The following is a 21,315-nucleotide window of genomic DNA, read 5'->3' on the forward strand; positions in this document are numbered from 1 at the left end:
AGAACTGGCTGTTTGCTGGCTCGCTGCGCAGTGGCCAACGAGCTGCCAATATCATGACTTTAATCCAGTCAGCAAAGCTCAATGGCTTGGATCCGTATGCCTATTTAAGTGATGTGCTGAAAAGGCTACCGACACACAAAGTGACCCAAATTGAAGAATTACTGCCACACCGGTGGCAACCCGACCAAAATTAAAAAATAGGTATGGGGTTCAGCGGATGCTTACAGTTATGTGGCACAGAGTTTAAGTCAAGTGCTCACAACCTCATCCAGCATCAGCGCATAAAAAAACGGGCATTATGCCCGTTTTTTTATGCAAGCTTGACTTTAAAAATGCACCACCGAACGAATCGACTTACCTTCATGCATTAAATCAAACGCTTCATTGATTTTGTCTAGACCCATGGTGTGCGTGACAAAAGGTTCTAGTTGAATTTCACCTGACATCGCTTCTTCCACCATACCTGGTAATTGTGAGCGACCTTTAACACCACCAAAAGCTGTGCCTTTCCAAGTACGGCCAGTCACCAATTGGAATGGACGAGTTGAAATTTCTTGGCCCGCACCCGCAACACCAATAATCACCGACTGACCCCAACCACGATGCGCGCATTCAAGTGCTGAGCGCATCACATTCACGTTACCAATACATTCAAAAGAATGATCCACGCCCCAACCCGTCATTTCCACAATCACGTCTTGCACAGGTTTGTCATAATCTTTTGGATTAACAAAATCAGTGGCACCAAACTCTTCAGCCAATTTAAATTTATCTGGATTAGTGTCGACTGCAATAATACGACCTGCTTTGGCTTTTTTCGCGCCTTGCACCACTGCTAAACCAATTCCACCTAAGCCAAACACAGCAACTGTATCGCCTTCTTGCACTTTAGCGGTATTTTTAACAGCGCCTAGACCTGTGGTTACGCCACAGCCGAGTAAACATACATGTTCAGGATTGGCTTCTGGGTTAATTTTTGCCAAAGAGACTTCAGCCACCACAGTATATTCAGAGAAGGTTGAGCAGCCCATATAGTGATAAATTGGCTCACCATTATAAGAAAAACGGGTTGTCCCATCTGGCATAACCCCTTTACCTTGCGTGGCACGTACAGAGGTACATAAGTTGGTTTTGCCAGATTGACAGAATAAGCATTCACCACATTCTGCGGTATAGAGTGGAATCACATGATCGCCCGGTTGTACCGACGTCACCCCTTCACCCACTGCTACGACAATCCCTGCACCTTCATGACCCAGTACAACTGGAAAAATCCCTTCAGGATCATCACCCGATAAAGTAAAAGCGTCGGTATGACATACGCCTGTGTGGGTAATTTTAACTAAAACTTCACCTGCTTTAGGTGGTGCAACATCAATTTCTACAATCTGTAGCGGTTGACCCGGACCAAAGGCAACAGCAGCATGTGATTTCATGATATGTCTTCCCTTAAATATTGATATGCTTTAACAGTTTACTAACAGTAACCGCTTTTTATTCAGCGTTTCAAGCGTTAACATCAAATCATTATATTGATCACTCATAAAGTCACCTTATCCTAATGAAAAATATGAAAATACATAAAACAGGTGCTCTATTATTAACACTTAGCTTGTGTACAGGCTGTAATTTAGCGGCTAACTCAGCTCAACCTGCACAGCCAATTAGCCCTCAGCTTAGCCATTGGCTGCAAGATCAGCATACAGAGGCACGTTTGGCACAAGGCTTAACTGCTTATTTACCTTTAGATGATGCATTTTTAAGTATTGCTTCACGTTTACATCTCATTCGCCAAGCTAAACAGCATTTAGATCTACAATATTATATTTGGAATGATGATGAAATCGGGCGCATGATGCTGGCAGAATTGCTAAAAGCCGCCGATCGTGGGGTTAAAGTTCGGCTGTTAATTGACGACCAAAATGGTACGCAATTGGATGAGCAGCTAAAAGCCTTAACTCAACATGATAATTTTGAAATAAAAATTTTCAATCCTTATCAATTTCGGCATTTTCGTGTTTTAGATTATGCTTTTCGTCTCAAACATATCAACCATCGTATGCATAACAAACTTATTATTGCAGATGGTGCAATTGCAGTCACAGGTGGACGCAATATTAGCCGTGAATATTTTGATGCCAGTGAGCATTTTCAATTTAGTGATCTAGACATTTTATTTTATGGCAACGCGGTTCAAGATGCGAATCAACTGTTTTTAGATTTTTGGAATGATCAGTTCAGTTATTCAAGCCAACAATTATTAGGTGCAGCTTCTGCACATGCACTAGATGATTTACGCCGCAAGTATCAAGAGGCTCGACCAGAGACACAACAGGCCCAAGCCCGTATACAAGCCGCCAATGACGAAATTGGCATGAAACTCCAAGACCGTCCTATCCAATGGGCCAAAGCACATTTTGTGGGTGACCACCCTAATAAAATACGCGGTCAAGCTAACAAAGAACAGCTGATTTACCAGCAAATGCTGCAATTGATGGGTCAGCCTCAACACCATTTAGAATTAGTTTCGGCTTATTTTGTGCCTACCCAAATCGGTAGCGACTATTTAAGTCAGTTACCTAAACAAAATATTAAAGTAAGGATTTTAACCAATTCCTTGGTGGCCAATGATGTGGCTTTGGTACATGCATTTTATCAAAAGTATCGTACGGATTTACTAAAAAACGGTGTCGAGTTATATGAGTTTAAGCCTTATTTAGAACGCCCAGAACGGACTTGGTATGAAAAAATCACAGGCAGTATTATTCCAGCCAAAGGCAAAAATACCTCTAGTTTACATGCTAAATTTTTTGACATAGATGGCATGGTCTTTATTGGCTCATTTAATTTTGACCCGCGTTCGGCCAATCTCAATAGTGAAGTGGGACTGGTGGTGGAGTCAGACAGCTTACAACACAATATCAGCCAAAGTTTAGATCGGTATTTACCGCAGATTGCTTATCAACTAAAGCTCAATCCACAGGGGCAATTAATTTGGTTGGAGCAAAAATCAAATGGGAAAATCATTCAACATCAACATGATCCAGAAACCACTCGCTTTCAGCGTTTGAGTATGCATCTGGTCTCATATCTACCGATTGAATGGATGATGTAATGTCTTTGTCATTACATACTTGTTATCGAAAAAATATATTAACTTATTGTTATTTCGACTTAAATTGCTTAAAAAATTTACTACTCTTCTCATTTGTTTTAAGATGCGGCTTTAAAATTATCCCATTCTCTCCCATGCAATTTTTTGATTTAAACCGTCAATTTAACTTTAATGATCTACTTACCCCTAATATGACCTTGGCTGAATTAGGGGGGCAAGATTGGTATTTGGCTAAAGTCCGTGTAGAACATGATTGTATTGATGAAAGCCCAAATTTATTGGGGCAAGTGGTGTTGCAATCCGATCAGTCGATTCAAATTGAATTAGATTGGGTGATTCAAGATACAGGACATCAATTACAAGTATTATTTAAAGGCATTGAAAGAAAAGATTTTGGTGCCAGCCGTTTGCTGGTCACTGGTGCGCAAGTGGTAGATGACGCACAACAAGTCATTTCTGCCGAAGCTTTAAGTTTATGGCTTGATGGTACCCTATTGCCGATGTTGCCCAATTTACGCCGTGATATTAAAGCACGCTTAAACTTATGGGATTATGTTGAATACGATGTTTGATCGGTTTTTTACTTAGGCTATTTTATTAAACCGATATCTTGAAATACAGCTGCATAAGCTGTAGCTTTCTTGCTTAGAGCTAAGGGATAAGCTCTTGAGGAAGACGGCAAACGATAGAGATTGAGTGATCGGTCATGCCATTGTACTTGACTGGCTTGACCAATTTTAGGTTTGGCAGTGCCCTGTGGCATCGCTGCTAGCAAAGTATCTGTGGCTTTATCGCCTGTGGTAATAATATGCTGGCAGTATGGAATCTGTTGTAATAAAGCATGTATATCTGTAGGCGTATGAATCTGTAAAAATTTATCCGCAGCATTGTCATTCAGCCTCACAACTTGATAGGCAGTATCATAAATCGCGATACCCATGTGCTGTAAGAAGGCACGAATTTCTGCTTCTTTAAAGGTTTTGTGTTCTAGATTTAAAAAGTGCTCGGCTTGATTAAAAAAGATTAAACCAAAAATTCGCCACATATCATTTTGATAATTTGGATAATAAAACTGCATTTTCCAGCGATGTGGCTGCGGTGGAAAAGAACCTAATAACAACACCGTGGCATGTTTGGGTAAAAAAGGCGGCAATGGATGGGTTTCGACCTGCATATTAACTCACTTTAGGTGGCGCAGTTAGCCCACGTATTCGATATTGGAAATGCTCTAAAGTACCATTTGTGGCAGATTGATGCCGACAAATATAGCTTAACTGTTGAAAAGGCTGGCTTTGGCAGCGCACTGTGGGTAATTGTTGCAGTTGTTGCAACCATTGTGTAGGCAGTTGCCCAGCAATCCCCACTATACTCTGCCCCTGATTAAATACATAAATGGGCGTTGCACTGTCTAGATAACGGATCGCATTGCCATTTTGCCCCCAATTCATCTGCTCATTTTTATAATCAAAGGCATATTTTTGTAAAAATGCTAAACTCTGTCCTGCTGAACTATAATTTTTCCCAAACAGCAGCACTAAGTCTTGCGCCAAATGCCTGTCAGTTTCTGCTGCCAGTGTATTGGCAGCAAGCAACATGACCAATGTCGCATAAATCACTTTATGCATAGTGTCCTCATTATTCTTATGATGGCTTATTATTTTTTTTGCGAATGCTATGTTTAAAATTGCGTTTGGATTTTTTCTGCCATCGCCCTTGCCCAGAATGCATAAATTTCTTGGCTAGGATGAAAACCATCTTTCGCCATCGTAAGATTCATGGCCTGATATTGTTCAAGATCATCATCCAAATACAACATTTGACTTTGACTATGCACATAGGCCTGTAATTGTTGATTCATCTGTTTGGCATATTCACCCAATAGCCATGCCATAGGTTGCGGTAGTGCAGGAAACAAATGCATAGGTGGCACACTGGCAGCTAAAATCAACTGAGGGTTAAACTTATTTTGAATAACAGCATATAAACGTTTTTGCTGTTGCATCCACAAACTTACTGGCATTAAACGCGTGACATCATTTACCCCAACTGAAGTGATCACCACATCTACTTTTTGAATGGATAAAGCTTGTACAGCTCGAATTAACTGTGCTGTGGTACGCCCTGTTTTGGCATGCAGTTGATAAGTCACTTGATAATGATCTTGTAAGCAAGCTAATAATTGCCCCAACAAGGCTTGATCTTGTTGCTCTACGCCAACCCCTGCTACGGCAGAATCACCCACAATTAAGATCGACAAAGGGCGACCTTGCCCAATACATCCTTGCCGCGCACCTTCAGGTTCAGCTAAACGGAGGGTATTGCGTTTGACGCGCTGTCCTTGCAAGACTAACAAAGGCAATAAAGCGATGCTGGCCAGTTTTAAATTCATGTTATTTTAAAGGGTTGCTATTTTTATTCAGATTAAAAAAAATCCCGCCTTAAAGCAATCATTGTCACATAAAAAAGTCGGACTGATGTCCGACTTGAATACTGCGCTTGTTAAGCTTTATTCCAACGATTGACCCGTTTAAATGTGCCATAGTCGTTAAAACGTACCCCGACTTCACGCATCACCTGATGCGCCTTTTTTGAGGTCATTTGACGAATATAAAAAGGTTCTTTGACTACAAAATGGTGAATGGCATGGGTCGAACCAAAGTTACAGCAGAAAATTTGGAACGGTAATAACCACCACGGCGTTAATACTTGGGTTTGTTTAATCACATCACGCGGGTCAATATCCCCATAGTAATGCATATTTGAGCTAATAAATTGTAAGCTAAACGAGCGGATAAAGTTTGGAATCACCCACACCACAGCTAAAAAGTTAATCACTTTCATGGCAGCTAAAGTATTGCTTGACCATTCAATGGCAGAGCCCCACCAAATTGCCATATGATCCACCACATGGAAAATCACAAAGCAATACCATAAACCATAGTACATTAAACCCAATGGAATAAAGCCAATTAACTGTGAAATCACAGTTTTACGACGTTCATTTTCAGGTTGTTTTGACACAAAAAGCTTAAGCATTTTAAACATTTGCAATGGGCGCAAATATACTGTCATCAACTGGTCACTGGTGATCAAAATACGACGGATACCCCACGGCATGCCGTTACCAATACCACGTTCTTCAAGGTCGTGTTCGGTACCTGAAAACTTGTGATGATGCAAATGCATACGACGACGTGTCCATGGACTAATGGTATTTGGGCGCGCTAACCACACCAAGCTCATCATTAAATGATGTGCCCACGGTTTCTTTTTAAAATACATAAAATGAATGAGATCATGCTCTAATTCATGGGTGAAGGAAGCAAAAATCGCAATCAAGGGAATACACAGCCAAGCAGGTAACACACCCAGCGCATATAATGCAGCACAGCCGAGCATACCCGTTAACGCAAAGACCAAAATACTCGCACCAATAAAGTTTTGATGTTTTAAGATGGGATGACGTTGACGTAGCTCCTCTCCTGCCTGAGTGACCACAGTTCGGACCTTTTGAATCCGCTGCTGATCTGTCATTTCTGAGGAAATTGACATATGCAAAACCTTTAATTTATGAACAGTTGTACATTAAAGGAAATTTGCAAAAAAAGAATCGGCTAATCGGGTTTTTATAGTGAGTTTGCTTAAAATTTAATCAATTTTACACTTTTTTATTGTTAGAATTGGCAAATTGTATAATTTTTAGCAAATTCAATAAAAATAAGAATCATTCTATTCATGTGCATTTTCATGTGAACAACATTTAAAACTTATCTCTGCATGTTGTTCACCCACCCTGATATAGGCACTTTTAAAAGCACCGCTTGCCGATCTATCAGATAAAATCATGACTTAACTGAATTGATTAACCCATTTTAAGGGCAAGATTTTCATGGCTAAACCCAGCGGTTGCCACGGCCATTTGGGCACATAGGCTTTGATTGGGGCTTTTTCAATTTCATTGGCCAGTAAACGTGAACCTGTCTGTTCATCTATTTCAAAAGGAAGTTTTTTAGCCCCTGCATTAATTTCGGTACGAATATAGCCTGGGAAAATAGTGCTGACTCGAATAGGGGTGTTGATCAGTTCAGCGCGAATACCTTCAGCCAAATGGGCAATGCCAGCTTTACTGGCGGCATAAGCGGTTAAATGTTTTGGCATACCCCGTACCGCACTCATAGAAGAAATAACCACCAAATGGCCAGCATTTTGAGCACGGAAAATTTCTACCGCAGCCTCACATTGTGCTAAAGCGGAAATAAAGTTGGTTTCTACCGTGGCACGATTAATCTCAAAATGACCTTGACCAATCCTCCGCCCCGCACCAATGCCTGCATTGACAATGATACGATCAATTTGCCCAAGCTGTTGCTGAAATTCTCTAAAGACTTGAAACACCTCTTGATAATCGGTTACATCCAGTACTTTAACGCTGACGTGAATGCCATATTGTTGTTCTAGTTCATGTTTTAAAGCTTCTAAGCGCTCTAAACGACGTGCACATAGCGCCAAATGATAACCTTTTTGGGCAAATTCACGCGCCATGCCTGCACCAATGCCAGAACTGGCACCCGTAATTAATATGATTTTATTGTTCATGCTGCTAAATCCAAGTGAGTAAGTTATTGTTATGTGCTTTTAAATAATGGTGCTCGTTTAGGCTTAACAGTTGTGGCTCATCGCCCACCAATCTAAGGGTGGTAAAACTACAGTTGCTAATGGCCCAATTTAAGGCAAAGGTTTTTTCAGGTGATAAGCCTAAAATTTTTCCTGCCAACACGGCAATCACACCGCCTGAGCTAAACACCACGGCGTAACGTGGCTGTGTTTGTGCTAAATGCTGACATAAATCAGCGAATGCCTGTTCTACTCGCTGTTTAAAGGCAGGCCAACTTTCATCATATTCATGATGAAAATCACCATTGGTCCAACGGGCAATGGCTTGGTTAAAAATTTGGGCTAAATAGGCACGCGGGCTGGCAGCTTTGGCCACCTGTGCTTTTAGAAACTCAGGCTGTGCAAAGCGCGCATCATAATGGCTAAATACTTGTTGATGATTAAACTCATTCCATGCCGCGAGTGTATGAATAGGTGCATGGCTAAATGATTCAGCCAGTGCCAGTTGCGCGGTTTGCTGATGACGCTGCATATTTCCAGCCACCACATACGGTGTTTCTTGCAAAATGTGCGGCAAATATGCCCCCAAAACGCGCGCTTGTTGCATCCCTAAGTCTGACAATTGATCATAACTTGCAGCCCCAAATGATGCTTGACCATGGCGGACTAAATAAATGGTGGTCATAAGCCAGCATATCCTTTGATTTTTTGATAATAATGTGTGGTTTTTGGATGTTGGGTCAATTCATAATCGGCAATTTTTCTTAAAGCCCGTACATGCAAGGCATGAATAATCAACCAAAAATCTTTAAATGCGGGGTTACGCGTTTGCTTATGGTAATAGCGATAATAAATTTGTTGAGCAATCACTGCTAAACGAAAGATGCCAAACACCTCATAAAAAGTCCAATTTTCTGGCACTAAGCCTGTTTTTTGACAATAGTAATCCAATACTTGTTGACGACTGAACATGCCTTTTAAGTGTGTGGGCTGACGTCTGCTGGCTTTGAGGATGGGATTGTCTTTGGCTTCAATCCAATAGGCTAAGGCTGCGCCCAAATCCATAAATGGATCACCTAAAGTGGCCATTTCCCAATCCAACACTCCAATAATTTTTGTCGGTTGCTTAGGGTCTAAAATTAAATTATCAAAACGCCAATCATTATGAATTAAACAAATAGCCGACTGCTGCGGAATATGCTGTTTCAGCCAACGTCTGACCCATTTAAATGACGGCACATTCAGCGTTTTGGCTTTTTCAAAGCGTGTATCCCAACCCAACACTTGGCGTTTACAGTAGCCCTCCCCCTGACCTAATTGGGCAAGCGGCGTTTCTTGATAAGGGACTTGATGCAAAGCAATCAATTGATCAAGCATATTTACACACAATTCATGTACTTGCTGTTCAGAGAAGTCCAATGCTTTGGGTAAGTTTTTCCGTGGAATAATCCCTTCTATACGCTGCATGACATAAAAATCGCAGCCGATCACCGTATGATCTTGGCATAGCGCCACCATTTTGGGCACTTGCGGATAAAATGCTGCCAAATGCAGTTGTACATGATATTCACGCGCCATGTCATGCGCAGATTTGGCTTTGGTGCCTTGGGGTGGTCGGCGTAAAATTAAGTCTTGATTGAGATATTTAAGTCGATAGGTCCAATTGGAAGCTCCGCCTGAATATTGGCTCAATTCAGGTTCCCCTTCGAGTTGAATACCTTGGCTGCTTAACCATTGGCTCACTGCCTGATGATCTAGTGTCTCACCCGATCGAACTTGTCCAGCAACGTCCATCACACCCATCGCATTCTCCTTTATTATTGCTTTTGTTTGCCTGAGTATAGGGTTTAATGCGAGCGAGCAATATGCTTTTTTAGTTCGAGTTTGGCAATCATGGCTTTATGCACTTCATCGGGGCCGTCGGCTAAGCGTAATGCGCGTGCTTGCGCAAAAAATGCGGTCAATGGCGTATCTTGTGACATGCCCATTCCCCCATATATTTGTATCGCCATATCTACCACCTGCTGTAACACCTGCGGTGCCACCACCTTAATAGCAGAAATTTCGGTCATGGCTTGACGATTGCCCACCGTATCCATTTTATAAGCGGCATATAAGGTGAGTAAACGTGCTTGATCAATGGCTATCCTTGCTTCAGCCACACGCTCTAAATTTCCACCCAAATGTAAAATCTTTTCGCCAAATGCTGTACGTTGCATGCCACGTTCAATCATGAGACTTAAGGCTTTTTCCGCTGCTCCAATACAACGCATACAATGATGAATACGACCTGGACCTAAGCGCCCTTGGGCGATAGCAAAACCTTCACCCATACCACCAATGACATGATCGAGCGGTACACGCACATTGTTAAAACTGACCTCACCATGCCCATGTGGTGCATCATAATCACCAAATACGGGTAACATGCGTTCGATCGTGATGCCTTGTCGATCTACAGGTACCAATACCATAGAATGTTGATGATGACGGTCTTTGCTTGGATCTGGTGTATGGGCCATAAAAATAATAATTTTGGCATTTGGATCACCTAAACCTGATGACCACCATTTGCGCCCATTGAGCACAATTTCATCGCCTTCAACAATAGCTGTGGCTTGCATATTGGTGGCATCGCTGGATGCCACCTCAGGTTCAGTCATACAAAATACTGAACGAATTTGACCTGCCAATAGAGGCTCTAACCACTGTTGTTTTTGTACCTTAGAACCATAGCGCCATAGCACTTCCATATTGCCCGTATCAGGTGCATTACAGTTAAATACCGTGGGTGCCAATAAGCTTTGCCCCATTTTTTCTGCCATATGTGCATATTCTTGTACCGACAAACCGCGGCCTAATTCAGCATCGGGCAAAAAGAGATTCCATAAACCCTGAGCTTGAGCTTTTTGTTTTAAGGTTTCCAACTGTGCAGGCCAGCGCCATGTCTGCCAATCTCCACCTCGATTTTCATGATGAACCTGTTGCCAAAATGCATGTTCAATAGGGCTAATCTCTTGATCAATAAAGTTTTGCAGCTGTTGTAAAATTTTTTGTGCATGATCAGATAAGTTAAACATAGGCTTTGTATCATTTTTATACTTTACAGCAGTCTAAAACAAAATTTACTATGCACAAAATGATTTAATTTTATACACAACTATGCATAAAATTCATAACCTCGATCTAAAACAACTGTCACGGCTTGACCTAAATTTATATCCTTTATTTATTGCAGTTTATCAATATCAAAGTATTTCACAGGCAGCACACCACTTATGTATGAGCCAGTCTGCTGCCAGCCATGCTCTACAGCGCCTACGTCAACAATTGCAAGATCCATTATTTGTACGTGTGGGGCAAAAAATGCAGCCTACCCCCTTGGCCAGTTTGCTCTACCCCAATATTTTGAGCAGCGTACAGACCTTACACGCTTTACATATCCAACAGCTCTTTCAGTCAGCACAGTTGCGCCATTTACGCTGTGCGATTCACGATGAAATTGAAACCTTTGTATTAGCTAAAATTTATCAACACTTTAGTCAGCTGCATCCGCATATTCATATCGAAAGTTTTAAATTACAACGTAAACAGCTGATTAAAGAGCTCGAGCGCCAGCAAATTGATTTTGCTATTGATTTTGGACCTAATCTTTATCAAGGGCTGAATTTTAGCCCCTTGTTTGAGGATGAACTGGTGGTATGTACTCAGCAGCCTCATCTAGAATTAAGCACCTATTTAAACGCAGCACATATTGGCGTTTCATCACGGCGCAGTGGCATTTTAGTAGAAGATGTGTTGTTACAAGCACAACAGATTTATCGTCAGGTCATTTTGCGTTGTCAACATTATCGCAGTGCGTTGCAAATTGTGGCTGTCGCAGCACACACCATGTTGACGCTACCTAAAAATACCTTAACTGGCATTGAATTGCCTGCGCATGTGTATTTACACCCCTTACCCATTACGCTTGCTAAAATTAGTATTGGTCTGTATCACAGCAGCACCAATCAGGCCCGTCAACAGTTTATTGTGGCGCAGATGCAGCAAATCTTTGCACACTAAAACAGGCAACCGAAGTTGCCTGTTTAAATACTGTTTTAAGCAATTAGCTTATGCATTTTTTCACATTCATGCTTATAAATGGTGTCACTAAATTCACCTAATACAGACACTTTTTCAAAGACATGTTCGCCATACATTAAGTCTTCAATAAAACGTTCTGCATCAGTACGGGATAACTGACATAACTGAGCCACCATACGCGAGTTATCATAAGCAATCGACTGACTGACTTGCGCTAAATGACCGTCTTTACGTTTCCAAAATAACTTTTTCATGTCCAGTTCAGTGAGCTCAATCCGACTAAATGGCTGATAAATTTCTAAGATTTCAACCCCATAATAGACCATGAGTTGTTGTTTTAACTCACTAATGAGTTGAGTAGATCCTAAGGTCACCATACGTTTGGTCTGTGGATCAAGTAAGGCTTGTAATAGACTGGCAAGGTAAAATTCCATGCTGTTTAAATCATTTTCGACCAAATCTAAGCACAGTTGCATATCAGTTAAAGACTGGGCTTTGGCTGAGGCTAAGGCATCAATACGGAAATAATGTTGATAAAAATCAATCAACCAATCTTCGGCTTGAGCCAGATAATGGCTTGGATAATCTAAAACACTGCTTAATAGGGGTGCAACTGCATAAGAAATAGAGGGGTTTTGCTGGCTTTGCTGTAACAGATACAGCTTGCTGGCATGTTGTGGACGTTGTTGGAGGGCCTGCTCTAAAGCTTGATCTAGCTCAACCACATCAGCATAGTCTAAATAGGTCAAAATCGCCGTGAGCTTTTGTTCCGAAATCGCATATGCATGGAAGAGGTTTTGCAATTCTAAAGACACAGTACAATCCACTTGATCGCCAATAAAGCGGACTATTCTAGCAAATATACTGCTGCTTTTCTGTACTGTTCGTCATAAAAATGGCGCGTTAAACGCGCCATTTTAGAACACATTTCACTTAATAGGCCCATTGTACCAATAAGCGAAAAAAACCTGCAATCAAAGCCAAGGCTGCAAAGCCTGCCACCCACAAAACAATAAACCATTGTGTTTGTGAAAGTTTCATCTTTAACTCCTAGTGATAACCTGAATCTCCAACGCGAACTTTGTCACGGAATACCCAATAAGAGACAATGGTGTACATCAAAATAATAGGGATTAAAATTAACGCACCAATTAAGGCAAACAATTGACTGCTTTGTGGCGCTGCTGCCTGCCAAATAGTGAGGCTTGGTGGAATGATATATGGCCATAAGCTGATAATAAAACCGCTATAGGCTAAAAACACCAAAGCCAAGGTATAAATAAAGGGTTTTAATTCATCACCATGCCGGCAAGCACGAATCGCTAAAAAGGTAAAGATCACCACCAACAACGGTACTGGGCTTAAATACATGATTAAATCTGGATTAAACCAACGTGCTGCAATACTCGGATGTGCTATTGGGGTATAAATACTGACCGCTGCAAAAATAATGAACAGTGCCATGAGTAATTTTGGCATAAGCTCATACATTGCTTTTTGTAGTTGATCTGCGGTTTTAAAAATGAGCCAACCACAACCTAAAGCAGCATAGAGCACCACTACACCCACACCAGTAAACAACGAAAATGGTGTTAACCAATCCCAACCTTGACCAGTATAGACACCCAGTGTATTGGTTGGAATCCCTTGAATATACGCACCTAAAATCACACCTTGACAGAAACTCGCCACAATTGAGCCCCAAATGAAAGCACGATCCCACCAATGTTTAGAACGTGTGGCTTTAAAACGAAACTCAAACGCTACACCACGGAAAATGAGCGCAATAACCATAAAAATAATCGGTAAATACAATGCCGATAAAACAGTAGCATACACCACAGGAAAGGCTGCAAACAAAGCCGCCCCGCCCAACACCATCCATGTTTCATTACCATCCCAAACCGGTGCGACGGTATTCATCATGACATCACGTTCTTGTTGGTCATGAATAAATGGAAATAAAATGCCAATGCCTAAATCAAACCCATCAAGCACCACATAAATAAAGACGCCCAGTGCAATAATGACCACCCAAATTAATGATAAATCAATCATGACTGATCCTCCTGTTGATCAAGGCCTTCTTTCACACTACTCAATGGACGTTTTGAAGCTAAAATCACATCTTCTTCATTGGCAGGTTGCGAGTGAATAAATTCAGGGCCTTTATGCATGAGGCGTAGCATGTAGTAAATCCCGATGCCAAACACCACGCAGTACACCACCACAAACACAATTAAGGTAAAGCCCACTTGTTCAGCCGATACTGCAGATAAAGCATCTTTGGTACGCATCACACCATAGACCACCCAAGGTTGACGACCGACTTCTGTGGTAAACCAACCTGCCAGTACAGCAATAAAACCAGATGGACCCATGATTAAAGCAAAGCGTTGTAAGTTTTTATTTTCGTATAAACATTGTTTGCGACGTGACCATAGCCCCCAAAATGCCAAGATAATCATCAAGACACCTAAACCAACCATGATGCGGAAGCTCCAAAATACCACCAATGAATTTGGACGATCTTCTGGTGCAAATTCTTTTAAGCCTGTGACTTTACCATCTAAGGTATGCGTCATGATCAAGCTACCTAAGTTGGGAATACCAATCGCGTATTTAGTCTCTTCCGCTTCCATATCTGGAATACCAAATAAATACAGTGGCATACCATGATCATGGTTGGTTTCCCAATGACCTTCAATTGCAGCAAGTTTGGCAGGCTGATGTTCAAGGGTATTTAAACCATGAAAGTCACCAATCACGGCTTGTAAAGGCGCCAAACCTAAAATCATCCATAGCGCCATGGAAAAAGAGGTTTTGACTAAGCGGTCACGGCGACCTTTGAGTAAATGCCATGCGGCAGTGGCAGCGACCAATAAGGCAGAAACTAAAAATGCAGCCGCGGCCATATGCAAAAAGCGATATGGGAATGATGGGTTAAACACAATAGCAAACCAATCTTCTGGCACAATCAAACCATTTTGAATGCTAAAACCCTGCGGCGTTTGCATCCAGCTGTTTGAAGATAGAATCCAAAACATTGAAATACAGGTCCCTATCGCGACCATTAAAGTGGCAAAGAAATGTGCTCTTGGTCCAACACGCCCCCAACCAAATAGCATAATACCTAAGAAGCCTGCTTCTAAAAAGAATGCACTTAACACTTCATAGGTCAGTAAGGGACCTGTCACACTGCCTGCAACGCGGGAAAATTCACTCCAGTTCGTACCAAACTGGTAGCTCATCACCACCCCAGACACCACGCCCATCCCAAAGGCAACTGCAAAAATTTTAACCCAAAATTTAAATAAATCTTGATAGACAGGATCGCGGGTTTTTAACCAACGATATTCCAGCACAGCTAAAAAGCTGGCTAAACCAATCGAAATTGCTGGAAAAATAATATGAAAGGACACAGTAAATGCAAACTGAATCCGCGCCAACTCTAATGCGGTGAGACCTAAATTCATACGACCACCTCCACGTTGGATTGATTTTGGCCAAAGCCTCGCCCTGCCCACATCATTTGGGCAAAAATACAACATAACATAACAATTACTCAGTCAAATTTAAGAACAAGAATTTAAAGTGACAGAGCAATAGGCGGCGCCCGACCTTGTGGCATTAAAAAAAGACATTGCAGTGCAAAATAGACATGACTGCTATTTTCCACAAAAGCCAAATAACGCACTTGAATGCGATCGAGTACGGCTTTGACATGCAAATCTAAAGGCAACACGATATCGCCATACACGGTACAGTATTGGCAATGATGATGATATGGATCATGCACATGCTGATGATGTGCTGTAAGAAGTTGCTTTAAATTCCAAGCCTCAAGCAGGGTTTGCTCGGCATGGTTAGAATTATGCTCATGGCTATGGTCATCTAAAGCACGGGTGAGTAAATGATGGGTCAATGAGTGGCATGCCGGTGCAATATGGTATTGCTCCGGTAATAGCGGTTGTAAGTGCACCGCTAACTGTAAAAGTACTGTAGCAAAAGCCAACAGTAAACCACCACGTCTTAGCATCACTAGATCCTAAAAAAAAGGACAGAAATTTTGCTAAACCTTTGATGTATAAAATATACAAAAGTTTACATACAACCAATATAGATTATAAAAACATATTTTAAAAGCCTTTTTACTATTTTTTTTGTTTTTTTATTGATCAGTTTATGACATAAGCGTAAAGTCACAGTTTTAGTTACCCTAGTTAACTATCTATGCCCAATGTACTTAAATTTCGTACTGCTCTTGTACGCAGTGCCCGTCTGCTTAGCGAGCAGATCAATCATCTCCTTCTCCCTTATCAACTTAATTATTCATTATGGCAAGTCATGTATGTGCTCCAACTCAAGCACAGCTGCACCAGTATTGAAATTGCACACTATTTAAATGTGTCTAAACCTGCGATTGCCAAACGCATACAGATCCTCAATCAGCTGATGCTATTACAAGTATTAGACAGCCCTGACAAACGTGAAAAAAAACTCATGTTAAATCAGCAAGGTCAAATGCTATTTGCCCACTGTGCTCAAGAGATTGATCGTCTTGAGCAACAGTTATTAGAGGGTATTGATGCAAGTCAGTTACAACATAGCCTAACTACTCTGCATACCCTGATTGCGCGTTTAGAACTCTCTGAACAAGGAGCTATCCATGTCTGAAGCACCATTATGGACGCGTAATTTTATTTTGGTCAGCGCCATTAACTTTTTTTTAGTGATGGTGTTTTACCTGTTAGTTATTGTCATTGTTGGCTATACCGTTGCAGAATTGGGCGCTTCAACTGCCGCAGCCGGTTTAATTTCCGGTTTATTTATTGTCGGCACCTTGGTTGGGCGTTTAATAGTTGGGCAAGTGTTACTACATTTTGGTCGTAAAACCACGATGCTTATTGGCTTAATTGGCTTCTTCTTATTATCACTGCTGTATTTTGTGCCTATGGGTGTCAGCGGCCTATTGGTGGTGCGCTTTATGCATGGTTTTATGATGGGGATTGCCTCAACCGTGTTAGGCACCATCATCGCGCAAATTTTACCGCCTAGCCGTAGAGGTGAAGGCATTGGCTATTACAGCATGAGTAGTACTTTAGGTACCGCCATCGGGCCATTTTTAGCGATTTGGATGATGCTGCATTTGGGTTATCAGGCGATCTTTGCGCTATCGAGTGGCTTTGCCTTATTGTGCTTATTAGTTGGCTGCTTTTTACAAGTCCCAGATGCCATTACAGCGGCTAAAAACTCCACCATAAGCAACGATGAACCAAACGACTTCATTTCTAAAGTCATGGAAAAAAAGGCCATTCCGATTGGTGTAGTGATTTTATTGGTTTCTACCTGCTATTCAGGCGTGTTGTCCTACATTAACTTTTACGCCAAAGAAATTAACTTGGTTGAAACTGCATCGGTGTTTTTCTTGATGTATGCGGTCGCGATTTTAATTTCCCGTCCGTTTACAGGACCGTTAATGGATCGTCGTGGTGAAAATGTGATTATGTACCCTGCTTTTATCAGCATGGCTTTAGGTCTATTGATTTTAAGTCAGGTCGAAAGCGGTCGTGGCTTATTAATCAGTGCTGCTTTACTAGGCTTAGGTTACGGTAACATTCAATCAGTCTGTCAAACCATTGCTATTAAAAGCACTCATTTGGCGCGTATGGGATTTGCCACCTCAACTTTCTTTATTTTCTTAGATGCTGGCTTAGGTTTTGGGCCTTATTTTTTAGGTTTGGCCTTAAATCATATCGCTTATAGTCAATTGTACTTATATAGCGCGATTGCCAGTTTAGCAGCCATTGTCTTATATTATGTATTACATGCACGTCATGTTAAGCCGATCGGCTAAAACGGCGCCGGTATTCTAGCGGCGTAAGTCCGGTATGTTTACGAAATAAACGCCTAAAGGAACTAGAATCTTGATAACCGACCGCTAGCATAATCTGATCAATACTGTGTTCAGTTTGCTCTAAACGTTTTTGTGCCGCTTCCATACGCATGGCTTGAATATAGCGATTGGGCGGCACATCAAGTGCCGCTTTAAAACGGCGAATGAGCGTGCGTGTGGTCAGATTAAAGTGCTGTGCTAAATCTTCTAAAGCTATACTTTGTGATAAATGCTGGGCTAAAAATTTTTGTATCTGTTGTACCAGCAGATCTTGATGTGGTCTGGCAACGCGCAATAAAGCATAAGACAGTTGGCTATCACGTTGATAATCAATGACAAAAGCTTTTGCTGTTTCGATGGCAATTTCAAAACCATAAAAACGATCAATCAAATGTAAGCCTAAATCAAACCACGCTAAACCACCACCGGCAGTATAAATATGCCCATCGCGACTAATCATTTGTTCAGGATGTAAATGAACCTTTGGATAACGCGCGCGAAACTCAGGTTCAAAACCCCAATGGGTGGTGGCAGTCCTTCCGTCTAAAATACCGGCTTCAGCTAAAAAAAAGCTGCCGGTGCAATTGCCTGCAATGGTGGTGGCGTGTTGATCCGCTTTTCGAATGAGTTCGAGCAAGGCTTGCTGTTGCTGCAAAATCGGATCTATGGGGCCACCAATGGTCGGCACCACCAAGACATCGGGTTGTTTGACATCTGCGTAGGATAAATGTGCATGAATGTTTAAACCATTAATACATTGAATCGCGTTGCCATGTGGCGAAGCAATTTTCACTTCAAATAAACGCTCAATCTTTTTGTGCTGAATACGATTCCATGTCACACCAGCGAGTGAGAGCAAATCTACAATACCGGTCATGGCTGAAGCCAAAGCCCCATCGAAACCTGCTACCACCACACTCATTTTATTATTCGGCATCTTTTGTCATTTTTCGCTTGTTTGCTGTCATTATGAACAATTTTTCTGCTGCTTGCAGCTGTTTATACTGCTAAAAAACATTAATCACAGGGATGCTGTATGTCTGAACTTATCAATTGGAAAGATTTAAATTTTTTATTATACAACGTATTAGAAGCACAAAATTTAAACCAATATTCACGCTATCAAGCCTACGATCAAAGTGCCTTTAACAGTATATTAGATACTGCGCATAAAATTGCCCAACAACATTTTGCCCCACATAATGCCAAAGCCGACCAACATGAACCAGAATTTGATGGTCAGCAAGTAAAAACCATTCCGGAAGTGAAAACCGCATGGCAGAATTTTGCTCAAGCAGGTTTTATTGGCGCGCAGCATGATGAAGCTTTGGGCGGCATGCAATTACCCAAATTGATTCATATGGCAGTCAAAGCTATTTTTATGTCCGCCAATCCAAGTTCAGTCGCCTACCCGTTTTTAACTGCTGCCGCAGCGAATGTGATTCATGCTTTTGGCAATGATGAGCAAAAACAACGTTTTTTACAGCCTATGTTAGATGGGCGTTTTGCCGGAACCATGGTGTTAACTGAGCCTAACGTGGGTTCTTCTTTAGGTGATTTAAGCACTAAAGCCACGCCACACGGCGAGCATTATTTGATTAAAGGTCAAAAAATGTTTATTTCAGGTGGCGATCAAGATATTACCGAAAATATTGTGCATTTGGTTTTAGCGCGTATTGAAGGTGCGCCACAGGGCGTTAAAGGTATTTCTTTATTTATCGTACCGAAATTTTTAGTTCATGCCGATGGCAGTTTAGCTGAACGCAATGATGTACAGCTTGCGGGTTTACTGCATAAAATGGGCTATCGTGGTACAACCTCTACCGTTCTTAATTTTGGTGAAAAAGATCAATGCTTAGGCTATTTAATCGGTGAAGCCGGTCGTGGCTTAAGCTATATGTTTAAAATGATGAATGAAGCACGCGTCGGGGTTGGCTTAGGTGCGGCCATGATTGGTTATCGTGGTTATTTGGAATCATTAAGTTATGCCAAACAGCGCCCACAAGGTCGTCTACCGAGTGAAAAAAATGGTCACAGTCGCCCTGTTCATATTATCGAGCACAGTGATGTCAAACGTATGCTCTTGGCGCAAAAGAGTTATGTAGAAGGTAGCCTTGCTTTATGTTTATTTGCGGCACGCCTTATTGATGATGGATACGGCTTAGATTCAGAAGATCATGGTATTTTGCTCGATTTACTCACCCCTATTGTGAAATCATTCCCGTCTGAATATGGCCCAAAAGCCAATGATTTAGCCATTCAAGTGTTAGGCGGCGCAGGCTATACCAAGGATTATCCGGTCGAACAATGCTACCGTGATAACCGTCTCAACCCGATCCATGAAGGCACAACAGGTATTCAAGCTTTAGATTTATTGGCACGTAAACTTTGGCAACATGATGGACGTGGTTTGGCCTTGCTGATGCAGCGCATACAAAGCACATTAAGCCAAGTTCGCCATCCTGATATTCAACATCTTGCCGACACCTTCCGTAGTCATCTTAATACTGCACAACAGACTACCGCCTTTTTAGGGCAACATTTACAGCAAGGTGAGCTGGATTTATCTCTTGCCAATGCCAGTCTATATTTAGATTTAATGGGTAAAGTGGTGATTGCATGGTTATGGCTTGAGATGGCCAATCATGCCGAGCAACAATTTGCGCACTCGAAGCAGCAAGAAGATGTAGATTTTTGGCAAGGCAAATTACAAGCGGCACGTTATTTTATTACTTGGGAACTCCCACAAATTGAACAACATGCGCAGATTTTACAACGTCTTGATCGCACCTGTTTAGATATGCAAGCCAATTGGTTCTAATAAAAAGCCACTCGAATGAGTGGCTTTTTTGCTTTATGCACCAAACACTTTAAAGCGTGCTGCATCATCCATGTAGCCTTTTGCTTTTGGTTCGCCTTCAATTGAACCAAAGACAAGCTGAGCACGCAGTTTCCATGTTGCCGGCACATCCCATTCTGCATGTACTTGAGCATCTACAATCGGATTGTAATGCTGTAATGATGCGCCAACGCCTGCGCTATGTAGTGCTGTCCATGTTGCAAATTGCGCAATCGCTGTAGAATGCTCTGCCCAAATTGGGAAATTCTCTGCATACGAAGGGAAACTTGCTTGTAAGCCAGCCACGACATCTTGATCTTCAAAAAATAAAACTGTACCTACCCCTGCAGCAAAACTGTCCATTTTGGCTTCAGTTTTTGCAGCGCTTTCTGCATCTTTGGCATAGGCTTTTAGCGCATCTTTCACAAAGTTCCAAAATTTTTCATGTTCTGCATGAAATAAAATCACCGCGCGTGATGATTGTGAATTAAATGAAGATGGGCTTTGTTTAATCGCATTTTGAATCAAATCAGTTAAATACGCTGGGCTATGTTCTACATTTTTACCAATGGCGTAAATCGTACGACGTTTTTCAATAAGGTTTAAAAACTGATTTGACATGTATATTGCCTCGTTTGTAGTGAAGTCTAAAAATAACGGTTTGATTGTAGCAATTGCCTGCTAAACCAACGCTCAACTTATGTATTTTTACCTGAAAAATAATGCAATTTTTATGCTAAAAAAATCCTCCACATGGGAGGATTT

General features: G+C 41.5%; 23 protein-coding genes. 7 read left to right on the forward strand and 16 right to left on the reverse strand.

Annotated elements, in window-relative coordinates; translation table 11 throughout:
* Positions 1-194, forward strand: a 194-nt coding sequence (locus tag CYK47_RS00005; RefSeq protein WP_164709117.1) for a transposase domain-containing protein, incomplete at its 5' end; no start/stop codon positions are given.
* Between the two features lie 132 nt (positions 195-326).
* On the opposite strand, the gene CYK47_RS00010 is transcribed toward CYK47_RS00005, so the two are convergent.
* A complete protein-coding gene (locus tag CYK47_RS00010; RefSeq protein WP_122897670.1) occupies positions 327-1,436 on the reverse strand; it encodes an S-(hydroxymethyl)glutathione dehydrogenase/class III alcohol dehydrogenase in 1,110 nt (369 codons plus the stop codon).
* A 125-nt stretch (positions 1,437-1,561) separates the two neighbouring features.
* Here CYK47_RS00010 and CYK47_RS00015 point away from each other — a divergent pair, with 125 nt between their 5' ends.
* Together CYK47_RS00015 and CYK47_RS00020 are read left to right on the forward strand one after the other, a co-directional pair.
* On the forward strand, positions 1,562-3,115 hold the full coding sequence (locus CYK47_RS00015; protein ID WP_502697040.1) for a phospholipase D family protein: 1,554 nt from the start codon (positions 1,562-1,564) through the stop codon (positions 3,113-3,115).
* A 134-nt stretch (positions 3,116-3,249) separates the two neighbouring features.
* A complete protein-coding gene (locus CYK47_RS00020) occupies positions 3,250-3,687 on the forward strand; it encodes a hypothetical protein (RefSeq protein ID WP_122897674.1) in 438 nt (145 codons plus the stop codon).
* A gap of 17 nt (positions 3,688-3,704) precedes the next feature.
* On the opposite strand, the gene CYK47_RS00025 is transcribed toward CYK47_RS00020, so the two are convergent.
* The 8 genes from CYK47_RS00025 to CYK47_RS00060 form a co-directional block, all read right to left on the reverse strand.
* A complete protein-coding gene (locus CYK47_RS00025; protein ID WP_122897676.1) occupies positions 3,705-4,289 on the reverse strand; it encodes a uracil-DNA glycosylase family protein in 585 nt (194 codons plus the stop codon).
* Between the two features lies 1 nt (position 4,290).
* A complete protein-coding gene (locus tag CYK47_RS00030) occupies positions 4,291-4,740 on the reverse strand; it encodes a hypothetical protein (protein WP_122897678.1) in 450 nt (149 codons plus the stop codon).
* 53 nt (positions 4,741-4,793) lie between these two features.
* Positions 4,794-5,504 carry an SGNH/GDSL hydrolase family protein gene (locus tag CYK47_RS00035; protein ID WP_122897679.1) on the reverse strand — a complete coding sequence of 237 codons (711 nt, stop codon included), beginning with the start codon at positions 5,502-5,504 and terminating at the stop codon, positions 4,794-4,796.
* Between the two features lie 110 nt (positions 5,505-5,614).
* A complete protein-coding gene (locus tag CYK47_RS00040; protein WP_122897681.1) occupies positions 5,615-6,667 on the reverse strand; it encodes a fatty acid desaturase in 1,053 nt (350 codons plus the stop codon).
* A gap of 297 nt (positions 6,668-6,964) precedes the next feature.
* A complete protein-coding gene (locus CYK47_RS00045) occupies positions 6,965-7,711 on the reverse strand; it encodes an SDR family oxidoreductase (protein ID WP_122897683.1) in 747 nt (248 codons plus the stop codon).
* 4 nt (positions 7,712-7,715) lie between these two features.
* Complete coding sequence (locus CYK47_RS00050) at positions 7,716-8,414, reverse strand: histidine phosphatase family protein (protein WP_122897685.1); 699 nt, start codon at positions 8,412-8,414, stop codon at positions 7,716-7,718.
* Complete coding sequence (locus CYK47_RS00055) at positions 8,411-9,532, reverse strand: phosphotransferase family protein (RefSeq protein WP_122897687.1); 1,122 nt, start codon at positions 9,530-9,532, stop codon at positions 8,411-8,413. The genes CYK47_RS00050 and CYK47_RS00055 overlap by 4 nt, the downstream gene beginning before the upstream one ends.
* Positions 9,533-9,576: 44 nt before the next feature.
* Positions 9,577-10,809, reverse strand: a complete 1,233-nt coding sequence (locus CYK47_RS00060) for an acyl-CoA dehydrogenase family protein (protein WP_122897689.1) — start codon at positions 10,807-10,809, stop codon at positions 9,577-9,579.
* Positions 10,810-10,891: 82 nt separating this feature from the next.
* On the opposite strand from CYK47_RS00060, the gene CYK47_RS00065 reads away from it, so the two are divergent.
* Positions 10,892-11,794 carry a LysR family transcriptional regulator gene (locus tag CYK47_RS00065; RefSeq protein ID WP_122897690.1) on the forward strand — a complete coding sequence of 301 codons (903 nt, stop codon included), beginning with the start codon at positions 10,892-10,894 and terminating at the stop codon, positions 11,792-11,794.
* Between the two features lie 35 nt (positions 11,795-11,829).
* Here CYK47_RS00065 and CYK47_RS00070 read toward each other — a convergent pair whose 3' ends face one another.
* From CYK47_RS00070 to CYK47_RS00090, 5 genes are all read right to left on the reverse strand, one after another.
* Positions 11,830-12,630, reverse strand: a complete 801-nt coding sequence (locus CYK47_RS00070; protein ID WP_122897692.1) for a TenA family protein — start codon at positions 12,628-12,630, stop codon at positions 11,830-11,832.
* Between the two features lie 118 nt (positions 12,631-12,748).
* Positions 12,749-12,856, reverse strand: a complete 108-nt coding sequence (locus CYK47_RS00075; RefSeq protein ID WP_122897694.1) for a DUF2474 domain-containing protein — start codon at positions 12,854-12,856, stop codon at positions 12,749-12,751.
* A 9-nt stretch (positions 12,857-12,865) separates the two neighbouring features.
* On the reverse strand, positions 12,866-13,873 hold the full coding sequence (gene cydB / locus CYK47_RS00080; RefSeq protein ID WP_122897696.1) for a cytochrome d ubiquinol oxidase subunit II: 1,008 nt from the start codon (positions 13,871-13,873) through the stop codon (positions 12,866-12,868).
* Positions 13,870-15,291 carry a cytochrome ubiquinol oxidase subunit I gene (locus CYK47_RS00085; RefSeq protein ID WP_122897698.1) on the reverse strand — a complete coding sequence of 474 codons (1,422 nt, stop codon included), beginning with the start codon at positions 15,289-15,291 and terminating at the stop codon, positions 13,870-13,872. The genes cydB and CYK47_RS00085 overlap by 4 nt, the downstream gene beginning before the upstream one ends.
* 113 nt (positions 15,292-15,404) lie before the next feature.
* Positions 15,405-15,854 carry a DUF2946 domain-containing protein gene (locus CYK47_RS00090; RefSeq protein WP_122897700.1) on the reverse strand — a complete coding sequence of 150 codons (450 nt, stop codon included), beginning with the start codon at positions 15,852-15,854 and terminating at the stop codon, positions 15,405-15,407.
* A 194-nt stretch (positions 15,855-16,048) separates the two neighbouring features.
* On the opposite strand from CYK47_RS00090, the gene CYK47_RS00095 reads away from it, so the two are divergent.
* Together CYK47_RS00095 and CYK47_RS00100 are read left to right on the forward strand one after the other, a co-directional pair.
* The gene (locus CYK47_RS00095) at positions 16,049-16,492 is read left to right on the forward strand and encodes a MarR family winged helix-turn-helix transcriptional regulator (protein ID WP_122897702.1); all 444 of its coding nucleotides are present in this window, start codon (positions 16,049-16,051) and stop codon (positions 16,490-16,492) included.
* Entirely contained in the window at positions 16,485-17,672 is a 1,188-nt protein-coding gene (locus tag CYK47_RS00100; protein WP_122897704.1) for an MFS transporter, read from the forward strand. The genes CYK47_RS00095 and CYK47_RS00100 overlap by 8 nt, the downstream gene beginning before the upstream one ends.
* On the opposite strand, the gene CYK47_RS00105 is transcribed toward CYK47_RS00100, so the two are convergent.
* A complete protein-coding gene (locus CYK47_RS00105) occupies positions 17,656-18,648 on the reverse strand; it encodes a GlxA family transcriptional regulator (protein WP_252150233.1) in 993 nt (330 codons plus the stop codon). The two genes, CYK47_RS00100 and CYK47_RS00105, sit on opposite strands and share 17 nt — an antisense overlap.
* 99 nt (positions 18,649-18,747) lie before the next feature.
* Between CYK47_RS00105 and CYK47_RS00110 the strand changes: the two genes are divergently transcribed.
* Positions 18,748-20,532, forward strand: a complete 1,785-nt coding sequence (locus tag CYK47_RS00110) for an acyl-CoA dehydrogenase family protein (protein WP_122897706.1) — start codon at positions 18,748-18,750, stop codon at positions 20,530-20,532.
* Between the two features lie 33 nt (positions 20,533-20,565).
* Here the strand turns inward: CYK47_RS00110 and CYK47_RS00115 are convergent, their stop codons facing one another.
* The gene (locus CYK47_RS00115; RefSeq protein WP_122897708.1) at positions 20,566-21,171 is read right to left on the reverse strand and encodes a nitroreductase family protein; all 606 of its coding nucleotides are present in this window, start codon (positions 21,169-21,171) and stop codon (positions 20,566-20,568) included.
* Positions 21,172-21,315 lie beyond the last annotated feature (144 nt).

This window comes from Acinetobacter sp. B51(2017) (assembly GCF_003711395.1).
GTDB lineage: Bacteria > Pseudomonadota > Gammaproteobacteria > Pseudomonadales > Moraxellaceae > Acinetobacter.